This is a genomic window from Levilactobacillus bambusae (assembly GCF_003124125.1).
In the GTDB taxonomy this organism is placed as follows: Bacteria; Bacillota; Bacilli; order Lactobacillales; family Lactobacillaceae; genus Levilactobacillus; species Levilactobacillus bambusae.
The window spans coordinates 92739-116736 of the sequence record NZ_QCXQ01000002.1; the positions used below are offsets into that span (position 1 = coordinate 92739).

The 23998-nt window shown below is 44.9% G+C and carries 29 protein-coding genes and 1 pseudogene; 2 read left to right on the top strand and 28 right to left on the bottom strand.

The annotated features are described in order from the left end of the window. Nucleotides 1-148: 148 nt before the first annotated feature. The 23 genes from DCM90_RS03165 to rpsJ form a co-directional block, all read right to left on the bottom strand. Complete coding sequence (locus tag DCM90_RS03165) at nucleotides 149-799, bottom strand: adenylate kinase (protein ID WP_306419290.1); 651 nt, start codon at nucleotides 797-799, stop codon at nucleotides 149-151. Nucleotides 800-891: 92 nt separating this feature from the next. Beyond that, a complete protein-coding gene (gene secY / locus DCM90_RS03170) occupies nucleotides 892-2199 on the bottom strand; it encodes a preprotein translocase subunit SecY (RefSeq protein ID WP_109249911.1) in 1308 nt (435 codons plus the stop codon). After that, entirely contained in the window at nucleotides 2199-2633 is a 435-nt protein-coding gene (gene rplO / locus DCM90_RS03175; protein ID WP_109249912.1) for a 50S ribosomal protein L15, read from the bottom strand. The genes secY and rplO overlap by 1 nt, the downstream gene beginning before the upstream one ends. Before the next feature lie 30 nt (nucleotides 2634-2663). Beyond that, complete coding sequence (gene rpmD, locus DCM90_RS03180) at nucleotides 2664-2846, bottom strand: 50S ribosomal protein L30 (protein ID WP_109249913.1); 183 nt, start codon at nucleotides 2844-2846, stop codon at nucleotides 2664-2666. 14 nt (nucleotides 2847-2860) lie between these two features. Then, a complete protein-coding gene (gene rpsE / locus DCM90_RS03185; protein WP_109249914.1) occupies nucleotides 2861-3370 on the bottom strand; it encodes a 30S ribosomal protein S5 in 510 nt (169 codons plus the stop codon). Nucleotides 3371-3393: 23 nt separating this feature from the next. Beyond that, nucleotides 3394-3750 (bottom strand): 50S ribosomal protein L18, encoded by a 357-nt coding sequence (gene rplR, locus DCM90_RS03190; RefSeq protein WP_109249915.1) that lies wholly within the window; start codon nucleotides 3748-3750, stop codon nucleotides 3394-3396. A 41-nt stretch (nucleotides 3751-3791) separates the two neighbouring features. Beyond that, on the bottom strand, nucleotides 3792-4328 hold the full coding sequence (gene rplF / locus DCM90_RS03195; RefSeq protein WP_109249916.1) for a 50S ribosomal protein L6: 537 nt from the start codon (nucleotides 4326-4328) through the stop codon (nucleotides 3792-3794). 30 nt (nucleotides 4329-4358) lie between these two features. After that, nucleotides 4359-4757: a 30S ribosomal protein S8 gene (gene rpsH, locus DCM90_RS03200; RefSeq protein ID WP_109249917.1), complete on the bottom strand. Its 399-nt coding sequence runs from the start codon at nucleotides 4755-4757 to the stop codon at nucleotides 4359-4361. A 35-nt stretch (nucleotides 4758-4792) separates the two neighbouring features. Continuing rightward, the gene (locus DCM90_RS03205; protein WP_109249918.1) at nucleotides 4793-4978 is read right to left on the bottom strand and encodes a type Z 30S ribosomal protein S14; all 186 of its coding nucleotides are present in this window, start codon (nucleotides 4976-4978) and stop codon (nucleotides 4793-4795) included. 18 nt (nucleotides 4979-4996) lie between these two features. After that, the gene (gene rplE, locus DCM90_RS03210; RefSeq protein WP_109249919.1) at nucleotides 4997-5539 is read right to left on the bottom strand and encodes a 50S ribosomal protein L5; all 543 of its coding nucleotides are present in this window, start codon (nucleotides 5537-5539) and stop codon (nucleotides 4997-4999) included. A 25-nt stretch (nucleotides 5540-5564) separates the two neighbouring features. Further along, on the bottom strand, nucleotides 5565-5876 hold the full coding sequence (gene rplX, locus DCM90_RS03215; RefSeq protein WP_109249920.1) for a 50S ribosomal protein L24: 312 nt from the start codon (nucleotides 5874-5876) through the stop codon (nucleotides 5565-5567). A 33-nt stretch (nucleotides 5877-5909) separates the two neighbouring features. Further along, nucleotides 5910-6278: a 50S ribosomal protein L14 gene (gene rplN, locus DCM90_RS03220; protein WP_109249921.1), complete on the bottom strand. Its 369-nt coding sequence runs from the start codon at nucleotides 6276-6278 to the stop codon at nucleotides 5910-5912. A 49-nt stretch (nucleotides 6279-6327) separates the two neighbouring features. Further along, a complete protein-coding gene (gene rpsQ / locus DCM90_RS03225; protein WP_109249922.1) occupies nucleotides 6328-6594 on the bottom strand; it encodes a 30S ribosomal protein S17 in 267 nt (88 codons plus the stop codon). Between the two features lie 26 nt (nucleotides 6595-6620). After that, nucleotides 6621-6815, bottom strand: coding sequence for a 50S ribosomal protein L29 (rpmC, locus tag DCM90_RS03230; RefSeq protein ID WP_109249923.1), 195 nt, complete (start codon nucleotides 6813-6815; stop codon nucleotides 6621-6623). Further along, nucleotides 6805-7239, bottom strand: coding sequence for a 50S ribosomal protein L16 (gene rplP / locus DCM90_RS03235; RefSeq protein WP_109249924.1), 435 nt, complete (start codon nucleotides 7237-7239; stop codon nucleotides 6805-6807). The genes rpmC and rplP overlap by 11 nt, the downstream gene beginning before the upstream one ends. Nucleotide 7240: 1 nt before the next feature. After that, nucleotides 7241-7933, bottom strand: coding sequence for a 30S ribosomal protein S3 (gene rpsC, locus DCM90_RS03240; protein ID WP_133244318.1), 693 nt, complete (start codon nucleotides 7931-7933; stop codon nucleotides 7241-7243). Nucleotides 7934-7936: 3 nt separating this feature from the next. Further along, nucleotides 7937-8293, bottom strand: coding sequence for a 50S ribosomal protein L22 (gene rplV, locus DCM90_RS03245; protein WP_109249925.1), 357 nt, complete (start codon nucleotides 8291-8293; stop codon nucleotides 7937-7939). A gap of 20 nt (nucleotides 8294-8313) precedes the next feature. Further along, nucleotides 8314-8595: a 30S ribosomal protein S19 gene (gene rpsS / locus DCM90_RS03250; RefSeq protein ID WP_109249926.1), complete on the bottom strand. Its 282-nt coding sequence runs from the start codon at nucleotides 8593-8595 to the stop codon at nucleotides 8314-8316. 76 nt (nucleotides 8596-8671) lie between these two features. After that, nucleotides 8672-9511, bottom strand: a complete 840-nt coding sequence (gene rplB / locus DCM90_RS03255; protein WP_109249927.1) for a 50S ribosomal protein L2 — start codon at nucleotides 9509-9511, stop codon at nucleotides 8672-8674. 33 nt (nucleotides 9512-9544) lie between these two features. Then, nucleotides 9545-9832 carry a 50S ribosomal protein L23 gene (rplW, locus tag DCM90_RS03260; RefSeq protein WP_109249928.1) on the bottom strand — a complete coding sequence of 96 codons (288 nt, stop codon included), beginning with the start codon at nucleotides 9830-9832 and terminating at the stop codon, nucleotides 9545-9547. After that, a complete protein-coding gene (rplD, locus tag DCM90_RS03265) occupies nucleotides 9832-10455 on the bottom strand; it encodes a 50S ribosomal protein L4 (RefSeq protein ID WP_109249929.1) in 624 nt (207 codons plus the stop codon). The genes rplW and rplD overlap by 1 nt, the downstream gene beginning before the upstream one ends. 24 nt (nucleotides 10456-10479) lie before the next feature. Next, nucleotides 10480-11133, bottom strand: a complete 654-nt coding sequence (rplC, locus tag DCM90_RS03270) for a 50S ribosomal protein L3 (RefSeq protein WP_109249930.1) — start codon at nucleotides 11131-11133, stop codon at nucleotides 10480-10482. Nucleotides 11134-11177: 44 nt separating this feature from the next. Then, on the bottom strand, nucleotides 11178-11486 hold the full coding sequence (gene rpsJ / locus DCM90_RS03275) for a 30S ribosomal protein S10 (protein ID WP_109249931.1): 309 nt from the start codon (nucleotides 11484-11486) through the stop codon (nucleotides 11178-11180). Nucleotides 11487-11802: 316 nt separating this feature from the next. On the opposite strand from rpsJ, the pseudogene DCM90_RS03280 reads away from it, so the two are divergent. Next, nucleotides 11803-12374: pseudogene (locus tag DCM90_RS03280) on the top strand (cysteine hydrolase family protein). Between the two features lie 52 nt (nucleotides 12375-12426). On the opposite strand, the gene fusA reads toward DCM90_RS03280, so the two are convergent. The 3 genes from fusA to rpsL all read right to left on the bottom strand — a co-directional run bounded on the left by fusA (nucleotide 12427) and on the right by rpsL (nucleotide 15654). Further along, nucleotides 12427-14526, bottom strand: coding sequence for an elongation factor G (gene fusA, locus DCM90_RS03285; protein ID WP_109249932.1), 2100 nt, complete (start codon nucleotides 14524-14526; stop codon nucleotides 12427-12429). 169 nt (nucleotides 14527-14695) lie between these two features. Then, nucleotides 14696-15166 carry a 30S ribosomal protein S7 gene (gene rpsG, locus DCM90_RS03290; protein ID WP_109249933.1) on the bottom strand — a complete coding sequence of 157 codons (471 nt, stop codon included), beginning with the start codon at nucleotides 15164-15166 and terminating at the stop codon, nucleotides 14696-14698. Nucleotides 15167-15240: 74 nt separating this feature from the next. Beyond that, entirely contained in the window at nucleotides 15241-15654 is a 414-nt protein-coding gene (gene rpsL / locus DCM90_RS03295) for a 30S ribosomal protein S12 (RefSeq protein ID WP_109249934.1), read from the bottom strand. A gap of 282 nt (nucleotides 15655-15936) precedes the next feature. Between rpsL and DCM90_RS03300 the strand changes: the two genes are divergently transcribed. Continuing rightward, entirely contained in the window at nucleotides 15937-16626 is a 690-nt protein-coding gene (locus tag DCM90_RS03300) for a prepilin peptidase (protein WP_109249935.1), read from the top strand. Nucleotides 16627-16688: 62 nt separating this feature from the next. Here DCM90_RS03300 and rpoC read toward each other — a convergent pair whose 3' ends face one another. Both rpoC and rpoB read right to left on the bottom strand, forming a co-directional pair. Continuing rightward, nucleotides 16689-20336, bottom strand: a complete 3648-nt coding sequence (rpoC, locus tag DCM90_RS03305) for a DNA-directed RNA polymerase subunit beta' (protein ID WP_109249936.1) — start codon at nucleotides 20334-20336, stop codon at nucleotides 16689-16691. Between the two features lie 20 nt (nucleotides 20337-20356). Further along, entirely contained in the window at nucleotides 20357-23962 is a 3606-nt protein-coding gene (rpoB, locus tag DCM90_RS03310) for a DNA-directed RNA polymerase subunit beta (protein WP_109249937.1), read from the bottom strand. Nucleotides 23963-23998: the final 36 nt, after the last annotated feature.

Below are 23998 nucleotides of genomic sequence, written 5' to 3' on the forward strand. Positions count from 1 at the left end.
TGTTTTTCAACACGGCAGAACGGTAGGTTTCCCTACCGCGCTCAAAAATAAATGAAAGGACACCTATTCCTTGAGCAAAACCTTGCTAAGTTTACCATATTAATGAACTTGAATCAAGGTACCCTCGCGATTGGCCGCTAAATTTAACTTAAAGCTGATCAAGAATTTGGTGCACATCTTGATAAACATCATTAATATCTCGATCACCATCAACCATGTGCAAGATTCCCTTATTTTGATAGAAATCAACGAGGGGGGTGTTCATCTTGATGTTAACATCCAGTCGGTTCTTAACCGTTTCAGGCTTGTCATCATCACGTTGATAAAAGTCATGAGAACCGCAGATATCACAAGTGCCCGCGACCTTTGGCTGGTTGTAAACCTTGTGGTAAGTAGCACCACAATTGCGACAGATAAACCGTCCGGATAGCCGTTCAATTAAAACATCTGGGGCAACATCAATATTAATAACGGCATCAATTTTCTTACCCATATCAGCCATCATGGTGTCTAATGCTTCCGCTTGGTCAATTGTCCGGGGAAAACCATCAAGCATAAAACCATTGACGGTATCCTTTTGTGCTAGCCTGTCCGCAACAATTCCATCCGTTACTTCATCGGGAACTAAGGCTCCTTGATCGATGAATTTTTTGGCTTCGATTCCCATTGGCGTTTCGTTAGCGATTGCTTCCCGAAAGATATCCCCGGTAGAAATATGAGGAATATCGAAATCTTCAATAATCATTTGAGCCTGGGTTCCCTTACCGGCCCCAGGTAGCCCCATTAAAATCAGGTTCATTGACATAAGTTCGTCCTCCAATTGATCCAATTAAAAATTTTGCCTGAAAACAGAAGAAGGTGTGCGATCATCTCAACACACCCACCCCTTTTTTATTTGTTCGGTTCTTGAATGAAACCGATATATTGACGCTTCATTTCTAATCCGTTAATTTGCTGAATGGTCTGGATAGCCACACCCACAACAATTAAGAGACTTGTACCACCAAGTCCAACGGATTCACTCAAGCCAAATACGTTTGAGGCAACCAACGGAAGCAAGGCAATTAAGCCAAGGAACAAAGCCCCGACGGTACTTAACCGCATTAGCAATCCAGAAATATACGATTGCGTTTCATGCCCCGGCCAAACGCCGGGAATGTACGCTCCCTGCTTTTGCAGGTTTTCCGATAGTTTTTCAGGATTGACCTGAACAAACGCGTAAAAGAATGTAAATAGGACAATTAAGATTGTGTAGAAAACAGTCCCTGCTGTCGTCTGCATATTAAATACATTGGACAACACCTGGTACCACGTATCTTCAGAATGATTATTCTGAAAGGCCAATAAAATAGTTTGTGGCGTCGCAATAAAGGAACTTGCAAAGATAACCGGAATCACACCCGCAACGTTGACCTTCAAAGGAAGGTAACTGCTATCGGGGGATCCAGAAACCCGCCGCGTGTATTGAATGGGCACTTTACGATCCGCTTGTTGGAACCAAGTTGTAAAGGTTACGATCACCAAAATGGCAATGAGCAACCCAATAAGGAATAAAATGTTTTTCCCTAAATCCCCTTTACCTGCATCAACAATGTAGGTTTGGTAAAGCTGATAGACACCCGTAGGAATCCGAGCGATGATACCCGCAAAGATAATCATTGAAACCCCGTTGCCTAACCCTCGGTCGGTAATCATATCACCCAACCAGGTCGTCAACATGGTTCCACCCGTCAGAATTAACCCAATGGTAACGTACGTACTTACACCCGGATTATCAACTAACTTAAGACTACTTAGGGCGTTAAAACCCGCCGTAATCCCGATTGACTGAACAAACGCCAGGACAATCGTTAAGTACCGGGTCGCTTGATTCAGTTTACGCCGTCCAACTTCCCCTTGCTTCCCCCATTCCACGAAACGTGGAACAATGTCCATCTGAAGGAGTTGGATCACGATTTGTGCGGTGATGTAAGGCGAAACCCCCATCGCAAAGATAGAGTAATTCGACAGGCCACCACCACTGAAGAGATTTAACATGCTAACCAAGCCTGAAGACGCCACGCTTTGGAGAGCCTTTGCGTTAATTCCGGGAACCGTGATAAACGATCCCAGACGAAAGACCACCAAAACCATTAGAGTAAAGAGAATCTTGTTCCGAATATCTTTAATCTTAAACGCGTTTTTCAAGGTTGAAAGCATTAGATCACCTCAGTCTTACCGCCTGCAGCTTCAATTGCCTTAGTAGCAGCAGCAGAGAATTTGTTAGCCTTAACGGTTAACTTCTTATCTAACTGGCCATCACCTAAGACCTTGATGCCGTCCTTTTGGTTTTTAACGATGCCGGCTTCAACTAATTGAACTGGAGTTACTTCAGTTCCATCATCGAAAGCGTTCAGGGCATCAATGTTGACTACAGCGTATTCCTTGCGGTTAATGTTAGTAAACCCACGTTTAGGAATCCGACGGTAAAGAGGCATTTGGCCCCCTTCAAACCCAAGACGAGTCTTGCTACGAGCCTTTTGACCCTTTTGACCCCGACCTGAAGTCTTACCGTTACCGGAAGAGTCTCCACGACCCACACGGTTACGGAGCTTACGAGAACCTTCAGCAGGATGTAATTCGTTTAAATTCATGCGATTGGCACCTCCTTATTTTTAGTTGTATTACTTAACTTCTTCAACCGTAATTAGGTGTGCAATTTTGAAAAGCGCACCGCGAATTGCGTCGTTATCAGGCTTTACAACTGAACTGTTTACACGGTGCAGACCTAATGCCTTAACAATCGCACGCTGTTTTGGGAGGCGGTGAGCTGCACTACGTACTAAAGTAACTTTTAACTGAGCCATAATACTTCTCCTCCTTATTCAGCAAGGTGTTGAAGAGAAACGCCACGCAATGCAGCGACTTCTTCAGCACGTTTCATAGACTTCAAACCTTCGAAGGTTGCCCGTACAGAGTTGATTGAGTTGTTTGAGCCCAACCGCTTACTCGTAACATCGGCAATTCCGGCGAGTTCCATGACGGCACGAACAGCACCACCAGCAGCAACCCCATGACCTTCAGCAGCAGGCTTTAACATGATCTTCCCACCACCGTAAGTACCGATAACTTCGTGAGGGATTGAAGTTCCAACGATTGGAACTTCAATCAAGTTCTTACGAGCGTCATCGACAGCTTTACGGATAGCATCTGGAACTTCTTGTGCCTTACCAGTACCGAAGCCAACGTGGCCATTCTTGTCACCAACGACAACAAGAGCAGCAAAACGAAGACGACGACCACCCTTAACAACCTTAGTAATCCGGTTAATGGATACAACGTTGTCTTCGAGTTCAAGCTTGTCAGGATCAATAAACTTTGACTTTGCCATTTGCGGTTATTCCTCCTTTTTTCCTAGAATTGTAGTCCGTTTTCACGGGCAGCATCAGCTAATGCTTGTACCCGTCCATGGTATAAGTAACCCCCACGGTCAAATACAACGTTAGTGATGTTCTTTTCAGCAGCGCGCTTAGCAACTAAAGCACCGACAGATGCGGCCTTTTCAGTCTTGCTGTTACCACTGACTTCACTATCTAATGATGAGGCACTGACCAGCGTCACACCCGCTACGTCATCAATTACTTGAGCGTAGGTGTTTGTGTTAGAACGGAAAACATTTAAGCGTGGGCACTCGGCAGTACCAGAAATCTTATTACGAACACGTGCGTGACGACGTTGACGTGTCTTGTTACGATCTGGTTTGTTGATCATTATTGTCACCTCTTCAAATTAATTATCAGCTATGCGCTGTCTTACTTACCAGTCTTACCTTCACGAATCCGAACATATTCGTTTTCGTAACGGATACCCTTACCCTTGTAAGGTTCAGGTGAACGAACGGCACGGACTTCAGCAGCAAAGTCACCAACGGCCTGCTTGCCAATTCCGCTAATCTTGATCGTTGTGTTATCTGGAACTTCAACTTGTAAGTTTTCGGGAACAGTCATTTCAACTGGGTTAGAGTAACCAACACTTAAAACTAAAGTTGAACCCTTAAGTTGAGTACGGTAACCAACCCCAACAAGTTTCAAGGTCTTGGCAAAACCATCGGTTACACCTTCAACCATGTTGTTGACGTTAGCACGCGTAGTTCCGTGGATAGCACGCGTCTTGTTGTTATTGTCAGGACGATCAAACTTGATTTGACCATCTTCAACTGACATCGTAATAATTGGGCTGATGGCACGGGTTAAAGTCCCCTTAGGACCCTTAACAGTTACATCGTTTCCGCTTTGAGAAACTTCAACACCATCAGGAATGTTAATCGCTTTATAACCAATACGACTCACTTGGTTGCACCTCCTATTCTTACTTATCGATTACCAAACGTAAGCGAGCACTTCGCCGCCGACGTGCTTGGCACGAGCTTCTTTATCGGTAATTACACCGTTTGAAGTAGAAATAATAGCAATACCTAAACCATTTAAGACCTTAGGAACTGCGTCTGCTTTAACGTAAGAACGCAAGCCAGGCTTAGAGATCCGCTTAAGGCCAGTGATAACACGTTGGTTATCCTTACCATACTTCAAGAAAACACGGATGATGCCTTGCTTGTCGTCGTCGATGTATTCAACGTCACGGATGAAACCTTCACGCTTGAGGATTTCAGCAATGTCGCGCTTCATTTTTGATGCAGGAACTTCAAGTGATTCGTGACGAACCATGTTCGCGTTACGAATCCGAGTTAAGAAGTCTGCAATTGGATCAGTCATGGACATGAACGTTTGCCCTCCCTTTATTTAAAATTCTCGTTTTACCAACTAGCCTTGTGCATGCCTGGAATTTGACCTTCATGGGCAAGTTGACGAAGGCAGATACGGCAAAGATGGAACTTTTGATAAACAGAGTGTGGACGTCCACAGCGTTCGCAACGTGTGTACGCTTGGGTAGAGAACTTTGCTGGACGCTTACTCTTAGCAATTAATGATTTTTTAGCCAATTTTGTGAACCTCCTAATCTATTTTGAAAATGGCATACCGAAGTCAGCCAACAATGCGTGACCTTCTTCATCGGTATCAGCCGTCGTAACGATGACAATATCTAAACCACGAACGCGGTTAACCTTGTCGTAATCAATTTCTGGGAAAATTAATTGTTCCCGAATTCCCAAAGTGTAGTTACCGCGACCATCAAAGGAGCGGCTGCTTACACCATGGAAGTCACGAACACGTGGCAAGGAAACGTTGATAAGCTTGTCTAAGAATTCGTACATCCGGTCCCCACGAAGAGTAACCTTTGCACCAATTGACATACCTTCACGTAAACGGAAGCTGGCAATTGATTTCTTAGCCTTAGTAATTAATGGCTTTTGACCAGAAATTAAAGCTAATTCTTCAACGGCTTCATCAAGGTTTTTTGCGTTAGCGATTGCATCACCAACACCCATGTTCAGAACGATCTTATCGATCTTTGGAGTCTGCATAACAGACTTGTAGCTGAACTTTTCCATCAATGATGGTTGAATTTCGTTTTTGTATTGTTCTTTCAAACGAGCAGTCATGAATGTGTGTTCCTCCTTCCGCTAGTTATTTGTCGATTGTTTCGCCGCTCTTTTTAGCGTAACGAACTTTTTTACCATCTTCAACGCGGTAACCAACACGGGTTGGCTTGTTTGTTGAAGGATCAATAAGCATCACATTTGAAGCGTTAATTGCTGCTTCAGTATCCACAATTCCACCTTGAGGGTTTGCTTGAGTCGCCTTTTGGTGTTTCTTAATCATGTTGATACCTTGCACAATCACACGGTTCTTGTCAGCTAAGACCTTGGTTACAGTTCCCTGCTTGCCCTTGTCTTTTCCACTAATGACTTGAACCTTGTCACCGGTTTTAACGTACATTTGTGTGGCACCTCCTTGTTATCTCAAAATGACTTACAGAACTTCTGGAGCTAATGAAATGATCTTCATGTAGTCGCGATCACGTAATTCGCGGGCAACTGGTCCAAAGATACGAGTTCCAACTGGGCTCTTGTCATCACGGATAATAACGGCAGCATTTTCATCAAAACTGATGTATGAACCATCCTCACGACGCATCCGAGATTTAGTACGAACGACAACAGCTTTTACAACATCGTGAGCCTTGACAACACCACCTGGTGTTGCTTGTTTAACCGTAGCAACGATAACGTCACCGACACCAGCGTAACGACGCTTGGAGCCACCTAAAACCTTGATAGTCAAGATTTCGCGGGCACCAGAGTTATCAGCAACCTTAAGACGACTTTCTTGTTGGATCACAGCGAGTGTCCTCCCTTCATTTTCTTAAATAGAATACGATAAACGAACACTAGATGATAACTGCCTTTTCAACAATATCAACCAAACGGAAACGCTTAGTAGCAGATAAAGGACGGGTTTCCATAATCCGAACCGTATCGCCCATCTTAGCTTCATTATTTTCGTCATGTGCCTTGTACTTCTTTGAGTACTTAACACGTTTTCCGTAACGAGTATCTTGCTTGTACGTTTCAACTTGGACAGTAATTGTCTTATCCATTTTGTCAGAAACGACACGCCCTTGGTAGACCTTACGGGAATTCCGTTTTTCACTCATGTATTGCAGCCTCCTTTACCGTATTCTTACTTGTTAAGTTCTTGTTGACGCAACACAGTTTTAATGCGTGCGATATCCTTGCGAACCTGCTTTAAGCGAGCTGTGTTTTCAAGTTGACCAGTAGCCAATTGGAAACGAAGGTTGAATAATTCATCCTTGTAGCTCTTCTCTTTTTCAAGCATTTCAGCAGTGGATAATTTACTAATTTCATTAGCCTTCATTAGATTCGCCACCTACTTCCTCGCGAGTCACAATCTTGGTCTGAACTGGAAGCTTCATTGCAGCTAAACGTAAGGCTTCGCGTGCAACTTCTTCAGAAACGCCACCGACTTCAAACATTACCTTACCGCGCTTGACGGGAGCAACCCATCCAGCAGGTGTACCTTTCCCGTTACCCATACGTACCCCAACACCTTTTTCAGTGTAGGATTTGTCAGGGAAAATTTTAATCCAAACTTTCCCACCACGTTTCATGTAACGAGTCATAGCGATACGTGCGGCTTCGATTTGACGGTTGGTAATCCAGTGGGAAGTCAAGGCTTGCAGACCATATTCACCAAATGTAACCGTCTTGCCACCCTTAGCAGAGCCACGAAGCTTGCCACGGTGAACACGACGATACTTTACACGTTTAGGTACCAGCATGCTATTTCCCTCCTCGTCCGTTGTTAGTTCTTTGATCGATCTTGTGTTCGATCTTAGTTTGATCCTTTTCTGGGAGAATTTCGCCACGGTAAATCCAGGTCTTAACACCTAATGATCCATAAGTGGTGTGCGCTTCAACCCAAGCGTAGTCAATGTCAGCACGTAACGTGTGCAAAGGAACAGTACCATCTGAGTAATGTTCAACACGTGACATGTCAGCACCGTTTAAACGACCAGAAACTTGAACCTTGATACCCTTAGCTCCGGAACGCATAGTCCGTTGCATTGCTCCACGCATTGCACGACGGAAAGCGACACGGCCTTCAAGCTGACGAGCGACATTTTCGCCGACCAACTTAGCATCTAAGTCAGGCTTCTTAATTTCAATAATGTTAATGTGAACACGTTTGCCAGTCAACTGGTTAAGTTCCTTACGAAGTGCTTCAACTTCGGAACCACCCTTACCAATAACCATACCAGGCTTGGCGGTGTGAATGGAGATGTTCACGCGGTTAGCTGCACGTTCAATTTCAACGAGTGAAACAGAGGCATCAGCTAAACGCTGGTCAATGTATTTCCGGATTTTAAGATCTTCCTGTAAGTAAGCAGCAAAATCTTTGTCAGCATACCACTTTGCTTCGTAGTCGCGGATAATACCTGTACGTAATCCGGTAGGGTTTACTTTTTGTCCCACGTGTTATCCCTCCTCTTTTTCAGAAACGACGATTGTGATGTGACTAGTCCGCTTGTTAATTGGAGAAGCAGATCCTTTGGCACGGGGACGGAAACGCTTGAGCGTTGGTCCTTCATTAACAAAGACTTCACTTACAACTAAATCTTGACGATCTAAGTCGAAGTTGTTTTCTGCGTTCGCTACTGCGGACATCAATACTTTGTTCACTACTGGTGAAGCTCCACGAGGAGTGAACTTTAAAATAGCAATTGCTTCGGCAACGCTCTTGCCCCGAATAAGATCAACGACAAGGCGGACCTTACGAGCGGCAATACGAACATTTTTCGCAGTCGCTGTTGCTGATGTAACTTGTTCAGCCATGTGATATCCTCCTTATCTACTTATTTAGCGCGTGTCTTCTTGTCGTCTCCACCGTGACCATGGAAAGTCCGGGTAGGAACGAATTCACCGAGTTTGTGTCCAACCATATCTTCTTGAACATAAACTGGGACGTGCTTGCGCCCATCATATACTGCAATGGTGAAGCCAATAAAACTTGGGAAAATCGTTGACCGACGTGACCAAGTCTTGATGACAGATTTCTTTTCAGAATCTTTTTGTGCATCAATCTTCTTGAGTAAACTAGCGTCGGCAAAAGGTCCCTTTTTCAAACTACGAGTCATTATGAAACCTCCTCTATCTGTGGCGCATCCATTAGGATGAACACCTGGTCTCTTTCATTCGCGATTAGCGAGTTAATTACATCTTGGAACCTTTACGGTGACGGACGATAAACTTCTCGCTCTTGTTCTTCTTAGAACGAGTCTTCTTACCAACCGTCTTCTTGCCCCATGGAGAAAGAGGTGATGGAAGACCAACAGGTGCTTTACCTTCACCACCACCATGTGGGTGATCGTTAGGGTTCATAACTGACCCACGAACGTGTGGACGTTGACCAATCCAACGGTTACGACCGGCCTTACCAACGTTAACCAATTCGTGTTCTTCGTTACCAACGGCACCGATAGTCGCACGGTTAACGGAAAGGATCATCCGAACTTCACCAGATTGTAAACGAACCAATGAGTACTTACCGTTACGACCAAGCAATGATGCTGAAGTCCCAGCGGAACGAACTAATTGACCACCCTTACCAGGCTTTAATTCAATGTTGTGGATAACCGTTCCAACTGGAATGTTTTCCAATGGAAGTGCATTACCAGGCTTGATATCTGCATTAGGACCAGATTCAACCTTATCCCCAACCTTAAGACCCTTAGGTGCAATGATGTATGATTTGATTCCGTCAGCATAAACTAACAAAGCAATGTTAGCCGTCCGGTTTGGATCATATTCAATGGCTTTAACGGTTGCAGGAACATCGTCCTTGATCCGCTTGAAGTCAATAATCCGGTATTGGTTCTTGTTACCGCCGCCACGATGACGAACAGTCATGTGACCGTAGTTATTACGACCGGCACGGTGCTTTTTTGAATCAAGTAATGATTTTTCAGGCTTTGACTTAGTGATATCACTGTAGTCTAAGCTGGTCATGTTACGACGACCATTACTTGTTGGCTTGTATTTCTTAATCGCCACGTTATTTCCCTCCTATTTCAAAAATTTCTTATATTATTCTTCGTTGAATAATTTAATTTCTTTGGAATCGGCAGATAAAGTGACAATTGCCTTACGACGCTTTGATGTATAGCCTTCGTAACGACCTTGACGCTTTAATTTACCGCGTACGTTCATGATGTTGACCTTAACAACCTTAACGTCGAAGATATCTTCGATGGCCTTCTTGACCTGAGTCTTAGTTGCGCTAAGTGCTACATCAAACGTGTAACGCTTGTCGTCTAAGGTTGCCATACTTGATTCAGTAACAACCGGACGCAAGATGATATCGCGTGAATCCATTATGCGAGCGCCTCCTCTACTTGAGAAAGAGCTGATTGCGTGATGACGAGTTTATCAGCGTTAACAATATCCAAGACATTTAAGTCTGATGGAGTAGTAACTTTAACGTTTTCTAAGTTACGAGCAGCCTTAGCAGCTGTTTCGTTATCGTCTTCAAGAACAACCAGCGTCTTAGTAGTAACGTTCAAACCTGCCAATACAGCAGCGAATTCCTTCGTCTTAGGTGCATCAAACTTCAAGCCGTCAACAACGACAAAGTTTTGATCAGCAACCGTTTGGGAAAGAACTGACTTCATGGCTAACCGAGTAACCTTCTTTGGTAAGTGGTAAGCGTATGAACGAGGGGTAGGTCCAAAGACGATCCCACCGCCACGCCATTGTGGGGAACGGATAGATCCTTGACGAGCCCGTCCAGTACCCTTTTGACGCCATGGCTTACGTCCACCACCGCGGACAGCACTACGGTTCTTAACGGCGTGTGTACCTTGACGCATTGATGCTCGCTGCATAATTACAGTATCGAACACAACATTTTCATTTGGTTCAATAGCAAAAATTGCATCGTTTAAGGTTACATCACCGTTTTGACTACCGTCTTGTTTGTATAATGCTACAGTTGTCATTTACGTTTTCCTCCTTCCTATTTATTATTTACCGTCAGTATGCTTTGGACGTGGAGGACGAATAGCACTCTTAACTTCAACGAGTGACTTGTTAGCGCCCGGAACGTTACCCTTAATCAAGAGAACGTTGTTTTCAACGTCAGCACGAACGATTTGCAGATTTTCGATGGTAACACGCTTGTTACCCATCCGACCTGGCAACTTCTTACCTGGGAACACACGGTTAATGATGGCACCCATTGAACCAGGTACACGGTGATAACGAGAACCGTGAGTCATAGGTCCACGACGTTGGCCGTCCTTCTTAATGTTACCTTGGTATCCATGACCCTTAGTTGTACCCGTAACATCAACGATGTCTCCTGCTTGGAAGATATCAACCTTGACTTCGTCAGCTACCTTGTAATCTCCTAGCTCAACATCTCTGATTTCACGAATGAAGCGCTTAGGAGTCGTGTTTGCTTTTGCTACATGACCTTGTTCAGGCTTGTTGCTAAGTACTTCACGCTTGTCTTGGTAACCTAATTGAATTGCGTTGTAACCGTCGCTTTCAGCGGACTTAACTTGCAAAACAACGTTAGGCGTTGCTTCGACAACAGTAACTGGGATTAATTCCCCGTTTTCAGTGAAGACTTGCGTCATCCCGACCTTTTTTCCTAAGATTCCTTTTCTGGTCATGAGTACACCTCCGATATAATGTAATTTAGTAAAGTGATAAAAAATTAAAGCTTGATTTCGATGTCAACACCACTAGGTAAGTCGAGCTTCATTAATGAGTCAACCGTCTTTGGCGTTGGGTTGATGATATCAATCAAACGCTTGTGGGTGCGCATTTCGAATTGTTCACGGGCATCCTTAAACTTATGTGGTGAGCTAAGGACCGTGTATAACGTCCGTTCAGTTGGTAATGGAATTGGACCTGAAACAGAAGCGCCTGTACGCTTTGCGGTTTCTACAATCTTATCAGCAGATTGATCAAGGACCCGGTGTTCATATGCCTTTAAACGGATACGAATTTTTTGTTTTGCCATTGTGTTCCCTCCTTCGTCTATTTTGAAAATGGACTAACTCCGTGGAAATCTCCAACAATGCCCCATGGCAAAGCAGCCGGGCGTGTCGCAACCTCCCACATCATAGCTGTAATCTATCTTTGGTGATAGGGGTAGTCTTACCCCTCCTACAAAAACAGTACTCATCTATATTACTAAATAAATCCCCATCTGACAAGCCCTTTCAGCAAATAATCCAATTTCGTATTCAGATTGTTACATTGGTGTCGATTTTTTCCCGCAAGCTTTACTGGTGACGGATATAATTAGCGGTACTCGAGGAGGTTGATCTCTTATTATGGAGGAAAAACATCGTGCTGTGCTTGTTATTGACAACACCAACGACTTTGTTGCCACCGATGGTGTACTAACCAGTGGGGTTCCAGGGCAAAAAATTAAACCCGCTATTTTACAACTTCTAACCAGCTATTCTGCTTAAAACGACTGGCTTATTTTCCCCACCGATCTTCATAAAAGAAATGATCCCTACCATCCTGAAACAGCACTCTTTCCCCCACATAACCTCATGCAGACTTGGGCCGTGAACTCTACGGAAAAGTCGGTGATTGGTATCACCAACATGCTACAGATGCCAACGTCGTTTTAATGGATAAAAACTGCTATAGTGAATTTGCAAACACCAATTTAGATAATTACCTTCGCAGCCGTCGTGTCACAGATATTACTTTAGCTGGCGTCTGCACGGACATTTATATTCTTCACACTGCCGTTTCAGCGTATAACTTAGCTTATGAGTTAACCATTCCCGAAAACGCCGCAGCTTCCTTCAATTCGACAGGTCACGAATGGACCATCCCCCGCTTCCAGTCCATTTTAGGAGCCAAGACAGCCCCAATCCTCATTCAATAGAAAATAAAAAGGACCCCGATTGGGGTCCTTTTTATGCCATTAGCAGCCTACATTACTTTTCGTCTGCAGGTGTGCCGCCATTCTTCTTGATAATATCAGCTTGAATGCTCTTAGGCGTAGCTTCGTAGTGATCAAAGGTCATCGTGAACGTTCCACGACCCTGAGATGCTGAACGAAGGGTAGTTGCGTAACCAAACATTTCTGAAAGTGGAACGAAACTGTGGATTTGTTGTGCGTTACCACGCGCTTCCATTCCGTCAACACGGCCACGACGAGCAGTAACTTGCCCCATAACGTCACCCATGTATTCTTCAGGAACAACAATGTCAACCTTCATAATTGGTTCAAGGATCACAGCTCCCGCGTTCTTAACAGCGTTCTTCAGTGCCAATGATGCAGCAACCTTAAAGGCAGCTTCACTAGAATCGACTTCATGGTAACTACCATCATACAACTTAGCTGAAACGTTGATTAATGGGTAACCAGCAAGAACACCATTGGACATTGCATCCTTTAATCCAGCTTCAACTGAAGGAATGTATTCACGTGGGACAACCCCACCAACGATAGCATCTTCGAAGACAAAGCCTTCGTCATCGTTTGGTGTAAATTCAACCCAGACATCACCATATTGACCCTTACCACCAGATTGGTGAACAAACTTACCTTGGGCGGAAGTTTGCTTCGTAAAGGTTTCACGGTAAGCCACTTGGGGTTCACCGACCGTGGCTTCAACGTTGAATTCACGGCGCATCCGATCAATCAAGATGTCTAATTGAAGTTCACCCATTCCGGCCATTAACGTGTCACCCGTTTCTGGGTTAGTCGTTGCGCGGAAAGTAGGATCTTCTTCAGAAAGCTTTTGTAAAGCGTTATCCATCTTAGCTTGGTCAGCCTTTGTCTTAGGTTCAACGGCTAACTCAATAACTGGATCTGGAATTTCCATTGATTCCAAGTGTAATGGATGGTCAGGATCAGTTAAAGAATCACCAGTAGTGGTGTTCTTCAAACCGATTGCAGCGGCGATATCACCAGAGAAAACTTCTGGGATTTCTTGCCGGTGGTTAGAGTGCATTTGCAGTAACCGACCAACACGTTCCCGCTTGTCCTTAGTGGAGTTCAAGACGTATGAACCAGATTCAAGAGTCCCTGCGTAAACCCGAATGTAAGTCAGACGACCAACGAATGGATCTGTAGCAATCTTGAAGGCCAACGCAGCGAAAGGTGCGTTGTCGTCGGCACGTAATTCAACGGCTTCATCAGTCTCTGGATCAACCGCATTGTAAGGCTTAACATCAAGTGGTGATGGTAAGTAATCAATAACGGCGTCCATTAACATTTGAACCCCTTTATCCTTAAAGGCAGAACCAGCAAGGACAGGGAATAATTCAAGTTTTAATGTTCCACGACGGATAGCCGCCTTGATTTCATCAACTGGGATTTCTTCCCCTTCAAGGTACTTTTCCATGATTTCATCGTCAACGTCAGCGATTTGTTCAATCATGGCGTCACGACGAGCTTGGGCATCTTCTAGCATATCTGCAGGAATATCAACAGTATCCCAGTTGGTTCCCAATTCATCTTCATCGTAGATGTATGCCTTCATTTCAATCAAGTCAACAACGCCGACGAATTCATCTTCGGCCCCGATTGGCATTTGAATGGCAACGGCATTTGCTTGTAAACGTTCGCCAATTGATTCAACGGAAAAATCAAAGTTGGCCCCTAATTTATCCATCTTATTAACGAACACGATCCGAGGAACATCGTATTCGGAAGCTTGACGCCAAACGGTTTCAGTTTGTGGTTCAACACCGGCTTGAGCATCAAGAACCGCAATCGCACCATCTAAGACACGGAGGGAACGTTCAACTTCCATAGTGAAGTCAACGTGTCCTGGGGTATCGATGATGTTGATCCGGTGATCCTTCCATTGCGCAGTCGTAGCGGCGGAAGTGATCGTGATCCCACGTTCTTGTTCTTGAGCCATCCAGTCCATTTGTGAAGCCCCATCATGGGTTTCACCAATTTTGTGGATCTTACCAGTATAATACAGGATACGTTCGGTAGTCGTCGTCTTACCGGCATCAATATGGGCCATGATACCAATGTTACGAGTCTTATCGAGTGGATAGGCACGTGTATTAGCCATTAAAGTGTTACTCCTCTCAATTTTTAATCTTATTTTCAAAAAGGTGGCTAGTATATGAAATCATATAATAGCCACCAACCAATTTACCAACTAGGCAGAAAGAACATTCAGATGTTTTAACAGCCTAAATTAATTCTTGGCTCATGCTGCAAAGGCAGCATCTTGCTGATTACCAGCGGTAGTGAGCGAACGCACGGTTTGCTTCTGCCATTTTATGCGTATCTTCACGCTTCTTGACAGCTGCACCAGTGTTGTTAGCTGCATCCATGATTTCACGTGCAAGACGTTCAGTCATCGTGTGTTCACCACGAGAACGAGCGTATTGAACGACCCAACGCAAGCCTAACGTTTCGCGACGATCTGGACGAACTTCGATCGGAACTTGGTAGTTAGATCCACCAACACGGCGAGCCTTAACTTCCAATACAGGCATAACGTTCTTCATGGCTTCTTGGAATACTTCAACAGGATCGTTACCTGTTTCGTTTTTAATGATGTCAAATGCACCATAGATAATCTTAGTTGCAGTCCCGCGTTTACCACTTAACATTACCCGGTTGATTAAGCTAGTAACCAACTTTGAGTTGTAAAGTGGATCAGGAAGGACTTCACGTTTTTGAACATGACCTTTTCTAGGCATAATTCTAATCCTCCTTGGATAACTCAACCCCATGGGAACCATGCAAGTTGAGATCAAATCACTTTATTGTTTATTTACTTCTTAGGTCTCTTTGTACCGTACTTAGAACGACTTTGACGACGATCTTGGACACCGGCAGTATCGAGCGCACCACGGATGATGTGGTAACGAACCCCAGGTAAATCCTTTACACGGCCACCACGAATTAAAACAACACTGTGTTCTTGGAGGTTATGACCAATACCTGGAATGTAGGCAGTCACTTCAATAAGGTTTGATAAACGTACACGAGCATACTTCCGCAATGCAGAGTTAGGCTTCTTTGGCGTCATCGTACCAACACGAGTTGCTACACCACGCTTTTGTGGTGCAGGATTTTTCGTTTGAATCTTCTTGAAACTGTTGTACCCGTAGTTTAAAGCTGGGGCATCTGACTTAGAACCTTTAGACTTACGACCTTTACGAACCAATTGGTTAATAGTAGGCATCTAAATAGTCCTCCTTTCTTCATAATCCTTATTTTTAAGTCCACACATCCAGGTGGTTCTTTTTTACCAATAAAAAAAGATTGACCCAATGCGCATCCAGATTGAAGTGTCCTTCCCGCTTGCCAGTCAGCATGTCCTGTCGATACAGAAAAACTGTCTGCGAAAAGCACCTTATATAGGTTAACATGATGCCTACCCCCTGTCAATAACACTCACGGTGGTTTTTGAAATTATTTCGGCAATTTCGGCTTGTCTCACGAACTTACTAGTGAGGTGATCATCATGACAGTTTTGAATCAAATCCGTTTAATTTTAATTCTCCTCTTAGGCGCCAGCTTTGGCTCATTTTTATCCCTAGCCGTTACCCGAACTAACGCCCGGACTGGAATCTGTTTTCCAGCCTCCCATTGTGAGTGGTGCCACCATTTTCTGGCGCCACTTGATTTAATTCCCATTCTAAGTTGGTTATTTCTCCGGGGGCGCTGCCGTTACTGCCAACATCCCATTTCAAAGCTCAGTTGGTTAGCGGAATGTAGCTTAGGCTTTTGCTTCTTGTTAATTGCCCTACGGTACCCCATTGGTTCATGGCACATCTATCCTTACTGCCAGGCAACTCTTTTAACTGTTTTGGCCTTACAGGATTGGACAACCCGATCCTTTTCATCTTGGTGTCTCGCGTTACTCGCCCTGTCGAGCGCGATAGTCACTCAGCGTTGGCTGGCGCTGGGGCTCTTTATTTTGTTTTGGCTTTTACTGGATAAGTGCGCCGGTCGACTCCGTCTAATTGGCGAGGGGGACCTCCTCTTTTTTGGATACGTTTGGTTATCATCGAGTTTCTATCAAACAGCACTCGTCATTTTTATCGCTTCCGGCTTTCTCCTGGTTTTGGGCTTCATTTACCATCCCAAATCCCGGTACCTCCCCTTCATCCCCGCCCTAGCAATGGCCTGTGAGGTCGTTTTACAGCTATAAAAAAGCGGTTGGTCCGCCTAACTTTCATTAGGTTGACCAACCGCTTTAGTTTTAAAACTCAATTAGCTCAATTGAGTTCCTTCTTGCATTTGTTTTTCCAAGTCACTAATGGAGTAAACACCCTCTGTGGAAGCAGCGCCAACTTCTTTAGGCTTGATTTGCCGGTAATCAGGCATTCCAGTCCCAGCAGGAATTAACTTCCCGATAATGACATTCTCCTTCAAACCAACTAACGGATCGTTCTTGCCACGTAAGGCAGCATCCGTCAATACCCGCGTAGTTTCCTGGAAGGAAGCAGCTGATAAGAAACTGTTCGTTTCTAAGGCAGCCTTTGTGATACCAAGGATCACTGGGCGACCAGTAGCTGGAATTCCACCAGAAATTAACGTTTGGGTGTTATTGCGACGGAAATCTTGAACGTCGACTAACGTACCTGGTAGGGCATCCGTGTCACCAGGATCCATGATCCGAATCTTCCGCAGCATCTGACGAACCATGATTTCCACGTGCTTATCACTAATTTCCACACCTTGCATCCGGTAAACACTTTGGATTTGGTGCAGCAAGTAATTTTCAGTAGAAAGAACATCCCGAACCCGTAACATTTCCTTAGGATCAACTGACCCGTAGTTTAATGGGGCACCACGGTGAATGAAGTCCCCTTCGGAAATCCGCATCCGTGAGTTGATTGGTAACGTGTATGAACGAGTATCAGCTTCACCCTTAATGGTAACTTCCTTCGTCCGTTCGGCTGGGTTTTCTTCGATGGATTCAACCGTACCCGTAACTTCAGTAATTTCAGCCTTACCTTTAGGGTTCCGGGCTTCCATTAATTCTTGGATACGAGGTAACCCTTGCGTAATATCTTCGTTTCCGGCAACCCCACCGGTATGGAAGTTACGCATCGTTAATTGCGTTCCGGGTTCACCGATTGACTGTGCGGCAACTGTTCCGACAGCTTCACCAACTTCAACATCGTCACCTGTGGCCATGTTACGTCCGTAACAGTGTTCACAGACCCCGTGTTCAGTATTACAAGTGAAGGCATTTCTGATCGTAACGGCTTCAACACCGGCATCAATAATCTTTTGCGCAACGTCTTCATCGATCATTTCATTCATACCAATGATAACTTCATCGGTATTTGGATCCTTCACCGTCTTAGCGGTGTAGCGACCTAAGATCCGATCGTAAAGTGGTTCAATCATTTCATTCCCGTTCGTAATTGCACGCACAAGAACTCCACGGTCAGTGTGACAATCCTTTTCACGGATAATAACATCTTGTGCCACATCAACTAAACGACGAGTCAAGTAACCTGAGTTGGCCGTCTTAAGGGCCGTATCGGTCATCCCCTTACGAGCACCGTGGGTAGAAATAAACATTTCCATCACCGTTAACCCTTCACGGAAGTTTGACGTGATTGGTAATTCCATGATTTCACCGTTAGGAGCGGCCATCAGACCACGCATCCCGGCTAATTGCGTAAAGTTAGAGATGTTACCACGCGCACCAGAATCCGACATCATAAAGATTGGGTTCTGTTGTTCGAAACTCGTTTGTAATTCGTCTTGAATCGTATCCTTAGCATCATTCCAGATACCAATGACCCGTTCGTAACGTTCATGATCCGTAATCAAACCACGCCGGAACTGTTTAGTAACGGTTGCGACTTGTTTATGCGCATCTTCAATGATTTGAGGCTTATCCTGAAGTTCAGTCACATCGATAATTCCCACCGTAATCCCAGACTTCGTTGACTTGTCGTAACCCAAGTCCTTCATCCGGTCCAACAGTAATGATGTTTCTGTCACTTTGTAAAGCTTGTAAACTTCAGAAATAATATCAGATAAGAAGCCCTTCTTAAATGGTAATACCAGTTCAGCATTCTTCAAGTAATCATGGATATCCTCGCCGGCATCCAAAAAGTACTTATCAGGAACGTAACCATGCAGGTTAGTTGCCGTTGGTTCGTTCAAGTAAGGGAATGACTTAGGCAGGATACTGTTGAAAATCAGTTTTCCAACGGTTGTGACCATAATCTTTTGCTTCTGGCTGTCAGTAAACGTCTTGCCTGGGAGGGATGAAGTTTGAATCCCGACCCGCGTATGCCAGTGCACTAATCCGTTTTGGTAACCCATGATTGCTTCGTTGTAATCCTTGAAGATCATGCCTTCGCCTTCACGATTAGCTTCTTCCATCGTCAAGTAGTAGTTACCAATCACCATATCTTGTGATGGTGTAACCACTGGTTTACCTGAGGCAGGCGCCAAAATGTGTCCAGCAGCTAACATCAAAAGTCGAGCTTCCGCTTGGGCTTCATCAGATAAGGGCACGTGGATGGCCATTTGATCCCCATCAAAATCGGCATTGTAAGCTTCACAAGCTAATGGGTGCAACCGCATTGCCTTCCCACTCACTAAGACGGGTTCAAACGCCTGAATCCCCAACCGGTGAAGCGTAGGGGCCCGGTTAAGCAATACGGGGTGTTCCTTAATGACATCATCAAGTACGTCGTAGACTTCATCATCTTCACGATCAATCATACGTTTTGCACTCTTGATGTTTGACGCTAGCCCGCGGGCAACTAACTCCCGCATGATAAACGGCTTAAATAATTCCATTGCCATCGGAACTGGAAGTCCCATCTGGTTAAACTTCAGGTTAGGTCCCACATCAATAACGGAACGACCGGAGTAGTCAACCCGCTTACCCAGTAAGTTCTGACGGAAACGACCTTGCTTCCCTTTCAGCATGTGTGAAAGGGACTTCAATGGCCGGTTACCTGGGCCAGACACTGGTCGGCCACGACGGCCATTATCAATCAGCGCGTCGACAGCTTCTTGCAGCATCCGTTTTTCATTTTGAACGATGATTCCAGGAGCATGAAGATCAAGCAGCTTCTTCAACCGGTTATTCCGGTTAATCACCCGACGGTATAAGTCGTTCAAGTCAGAGGTAGCAAACCGGCCACCTTCAAGTTGAACCATTGGCCGTAAATCAGGTGGTAAGACGGGAATACAATCTAAGACCATCCAATCGGGTAAGTTACCTGATTTAACAAAGGCTTCCAGAATGTCTAAGCGGCGAACGGCACGGGTCCGTTTTTGTCCGGTTGCCGTCTTCAAGACATCCTTCAAGTCAGAAACTTCTTTATCTAAGTCAACGTCTTGAAGCAACTTCTTGATGGCTTCGGCGCCCATTTCTGCCTTGAACTCATTCCCGTACTGTTCCTTCTTTTCACGGTAGTCACGTTCTGATAATAACTGCTTCTTTTCGAGTGGTGTATTACCAGGTTCGAGGACAACGTAGGAAGCAAAGTAGATAATTTCTTCAAGTGCCCGGGGGCTCATGTCTAAGACCAAGCCCATCCGACTTGGAATCCCCTTGAAGTACCAGATATGAGTTACTGGTGCTGCAAGTTCGATGTGTCCCATCCGTTCACGGCGAACCTTAGACCGAGTAACTTCAACCCCACAGCGATCACAAACGACGCCCTTATAGCGGATCCGTTTGTACTTACCACAGGCACATTCCCAGTCTTTAGTTGGGCCAAAAATACGTTCGTCAAACAGACCGTCTTTTTCAGGCTTTAAAGTCCGATAGTTAATGGTTTCTGGTTTTTTAACTTCACCATATGACCAACTCCGAATCTTATCTGGTGAGGCGAGTCCGATCTGCATGCTTTCGAACTTATTGACATCGACCAAAAGATCGACCTCCTTCTTCTTTAGTCCTTGTTAGTAGTATCAGTAGTTACTGTGCTCGAATCTGCCCCCTGAGTAGCAGCCTCCGCAGCCTTCTTCTTTTCTGCTTCCTGTTCCGCATACTTGCTTAAAGCGTCAACGTTTATCACGTCATCGTCTTCGTCATCTAAGTCACGAAGTTCGATTTCGGAACTGTTACCGTCTAACACCTTAATATCCAAGCCAAGTGATTGTAATTCCTTAACTAACACCCGGAAGGATTCAGGTACACCAGGTTTTGGCAGTGGTTCGCCCTTAACAATGGCTTCGTAGGTCTTAACCCGTCCAACAACATCATCAGACTTGTAAGTCAAGATTTCTTGCAAGGTGTAAGCAGCCCCGTACGCTTCGAGGGCCCAGACTTCCATTTCCCCGAAACGTTGGCCACCAAACTGTGCTTTACCACCAAGTGGTTGTTGCGTAACCAGAGAGTAAGGTCCAATTGACCGAGCGTGAATTTTATCGTCCACCATGTGGGCCAACTTAAGGTAGTTCATAACTCCGACTGCAATCCGCTTATCAAACGGTTCACCCGTCCGACCATCGTAAACAACTGACTTAGCGTCAGACTGCATTCCGGCTTCACGAATCGCATCTTGAATATCTTCACTGCTTGCCCCATCAAAGACGGGCGTTGCAATGTGAATTCCAAGCTTCCGAGCGGCCATACCTAAGTGTAACTCCATAACTTGACCAATGTTCATACGGGAAGGCACACCCATTGGGCTCAGCATAATATCAATTGGTGTTCCGTCTGGCAGGTAAGGCATATCTTCTTCAGGAATAACCACGGAGACAGTCCCCTTGTTACCATGCCGTCCGGACATCTTATCCCCAACTTGGATCTTCCGCTTTTGGGCAATGTAAACTCGAACCATCATGTTTACACCGGGCTTAAGTTCATCCCCATTTTCACGGGTAAAGATCTTAACGTCTTGGATGATACCGCCGCCGCCATGAGGAACCTTAAGGGAGGTATCACGGACTTCACGGGCTTTTTCACCGAAGATTGCGTGGAGGAGTCGTTCTTCAGCGGATAATTCAGTCACACCCTTAGGCGTAACCTTACCAACTAAGATATCTCCATCTTGAACTTCTGCCCCAACCCGAATAATTCCATCAGCATCCAGGTTCTTTAAGGCGTCTTCCCCAACGTTAGGAATTTCACGGGTGATTTCTTCGGGTCCTAATTTCGTATCACGGGCTTCTGATTCATATTCTTCAATATGAATTGACGTGTAAACGTCATCTTGAACTAACCGTTCGTTAATTCCGATGGCATCTTCGAAGTTGTACCCTTGCCAAGTCATAAAGGCAACTAATGGGTTTTGACCGAGGGCCAATTCACCGTTTTCCATTGATGGTCCATCAGCTAAGATTTCATCAGCTTCAACCTTATCCCCAACCTTAACAATTGGACGTTGGTTGTAGTTCTTACCACCGTTAGAACGACGGAATTTCATTAACTTGTATTTATCTAAAGCACCATCTTCACGACGAACCCGAACTTCACGGGCATCAACATATTCAACCGTTCCATCGTGACGACAAATCATTGCTACCCCAGAATCATGGGCAGCTTTATATTCAATCCCCGTCCCAACGAGGGCAGCGTGAGGATCAATCAACGGCACAGCTTGCCGCTGCATGTTAGCACCCATGAGGGCCCGGTTAGAATCATCGTTTTCCAAGAAAGGAATACATGCTGTTGCCACGGCAACAACTTGCTTAGGCGAAACATCCATGTAATCAATCTTATCAGCGGTCGTTTCGATATTTTCCGACTTAGACCGGGCCATGATGGAATCAGTGGCAAACGAGCCATCATCGTTTAACGGCGTGTTTGCTTGCGCAACAACGTAGTTATCTTCTTCATCAGCAGTCAAGTAATCAATCTTGTCGGTAACCTTGTGCGTATCCCATGAAACACGCCGATAAGGGGTTTCAATGAAGCCGTACTTGTTAACCCGAGCGTAACTTGACAAACTATTAATCAACCCGATATTAGGTCCTTCAGGCGTTTCAATTGGACACATCCGACCGTAGTGGGTGTAATGAACATCCCGGACTTCATATCCAGCCCGGTCACGTGTCAAACCACCAGGTCCTAAGGCTGACAAACGCCGTTTATGCGTTAATTCGCCTAAGGGGTTGGTTTGGTCCATGAATTGTGACAGTTGTGAGGAACCAAAGAATTCCTTCACAGCGGCTACAACCGGACGAATATTAATTAATTGTTGCGGAGTAACCGTGTCGGCATCTTGAATAGACATCCGTTCACGAACCACCCGTTCCATCCGGGAAAGACCAATCCGGAACTGGTTCTGCAGCAATTCACCAACGGAACGAATCCGACGGTTACCTAAGTGATCAATATCATCGGTTGAACCGATACCCATTTGAAGGTTAAAGAAGTAGTTAATGGAAGCAATAATATCAGCAGGTGTGATGTGCTTCCACTTCAAATCAATGTTCCCGTTTCCGATAATCGGTAAGACCGTTTCTGGGTCTTCAGGAGATTGAACGTTAACGACTTGAATCGTCATTGGGTCCGTAACGACGGCTTCATCAGAAGGTTGGAAAGTCACCATCTTAAAGTCGTCGCGGTCTAGGTAGGCACCTAGGGTCTTCATCACATCGTTATCGACAACGGTACCGGCTTGCGCAATGACTTCCCCAGTATCTGGATCAGCCAACGTTTCAGCCAGGGTTAATCCAAGCAGCCGAGTCTTTAAACTTAGCTTCTTGTTAGTCTTATAACGACCCACGGGAGCCATATCATAACGCTTAGGATCGAAGAAACGAGCCGTCAATAAGTTACGGGAGGATTCAGCCGTCTTAGGCTCACCTGGCCGCAACCGTTCGTAGATATCCTTTAAGGATTCTTCAACCCGGGAATCGTCACTATTCTTATGGATATCCTTTTCAAGGGTTAACAGTAAACTGTCGTTTTCGCCCAAGATATCTAAAATTTCATCATCAGATCCGAAACCTAATGCTCGAACTAATTCGGTAATTGGGATCTTACGGGTCCGGTCAATCCGAACGTACGAAACATCCTTCGCATCGGTTTCAAATTCCATCCAGGCACCCCGGTTAGGAATCACGGTTGCGCCATAAATAACCCGACCATTTTTGTCGGTTTCTTCTTTATAGTAAACACCTGGGGAACGAACAAGTTGTGAGACAATAACCCGTTCTGCACCATTAATAATGAACGTCCCTTGTTCAGTCATTAACGGGAAGTCGCCAAAGAACACGTCTTGAGACTTGATTTCGCCAGTTTCATGGTTAGTTAACCGAAGCGTCACGTGTAGTGGTGCTGAATAGTTCGCATCATGTTCACGAGCTTCATCAGTGGTATATTTAGGTTCTAACAGCTGATAATCAACAAATTCTAATGAAAGGTTTCCTTGAAAATCTTCGATTGGCATAATGTCGTCGAACATTTCACGTAAACCTTCGTCGAGGAACCAATTGTAGGAATTCGACTGAATTTCAATCAGGTTAGGTAAGTCAAGGACTTCTTTAATACGTGAGTAACTACGACGTGTACGGTGTTTTCCGTATCTTACTAAGTGTCCTGCCAAGTTGTTCACCTCTCCAAAATATTCTGCGAATTGGCC